Genomic DNA, 1262 nt, shown 5'->3' with positions numbered 1-1262 from the left:
CGCGGCGGACCTGCCCAGAGATCCAGACCCTGAACCGATGCGGATAGTTGTGACCGCGATACCCTTTGTCGACGTGGATGCGGCGAGCCTCCACGCCGGTGAGCTTCTCCATGTCGGCGATCACAGGGCCGAGCGTATGCCCATCAAAGGGATTGCCATGCAGGGCCTTGGCATGCAGCACGAACTGGCCGCCCTTCGGAGACGTCACGGGGGTGGCGATACTGACCTTGCAGCCAAATTCGTAGGGCGCCCGGGCTTTACCCTTGCCGATGCACTCAACCTCCGGGGCATGTAATGCATAGACCTTTGGACCGCGCTGATGCTGATCCTGGCTGCGCGCCTGTTGCGCTAAACCGAGCAGCGGGCCGAAGCGAGCTTCCAGCGCCGTATCGCCATCGATCTTGCGGCGGACGTCGCGGATAATCCGGCCAAGCCGAATCTGTAGGAACTTGAGCTGGCGCCGCGCGCGTTTGAACTGGTGAGCGTGGGTATAGCGGCCAACCATGATGGCGGCGCGCTTGGCCAGGCGCAGATAGCTCTGGCGCAGCGGAACACCGTTGCGCTTGGCGAGCCCGACGAGCTTGACGATTGCCCGATGCATCAGACGCGCATCGGTCGGATGCGCAACTGCCTTGGGCTGCACCGTGGTATCGACGACCACCCGCTCAAGGTCCTTGGGGCCAATCGCGCCGGTCTTGTGTGCCACCGACAGACTTTCCTGGATCAGCGCCACCAGCCGTTCCTCGCCGAGCCGCTGGCGCCAACGGGTCATCGACGATCTATCGAACGGCAGGCGGTGGCAGAAGCTCAATTCGCCGCAGAAGTATTGGTAGTAAGGGTTCTCGATCCAGCGAGCGCACAACACCTCATCTGACAGGTTGTGCATGTGCTTCAAAATGAACAGGCCGGCGACTAGCCGCGTCGGCAAGCCCGGCTGTCCCGACCCTGCCTGGCACACAGAACTGAAGCGCTCATTCAGGATGCCCCAGTCGATCAGCGCCGCTAACCGCACCAGCGGATGACCCATGTCGATGATCTGATCGAGCGCCGGAAGCAACAGGTCTTTCTGGCGATCATCCCGCGGTTTGCTCATCGCATTCCTCAACGTCGACGACGACGTCAGGGAATCACGAATCGCCCAAAAGCAAAATCCCAAAACGCAAGAAAGCGAGGTCCAACACCTCGCTTTCCTGCAAAATCGAATACTAATCAGGACCAATTCTGCTTATTTCTCAGACCGATCCGTATTCTTCACGGATGAC

The 1262-nt window shown here is 60.4% G+C and carries 1 protein-coding gene; it reads right to left on the bottom strand.

What is annotated here, in order from left to right; genetic code table 11:
* On the bottom strand, positions 1-1093 hold a 1093-nt coding region (locus Q3C01_RS44815), incomplete at its 3' end, for an IS5 family transposase (RefSeq protein WP_458151739.1).
* Positions 1094-1262 lie beyond the last annotated feature (169 nt).

The organism is Bradyrhizobium sp. UFLA05-109 (genome assembly GCF_054185165.1).
Note: the sequence above shows the minus strand (reverse complement) of the source record. Positions and strands in the feature narration are given on the sequence as shown.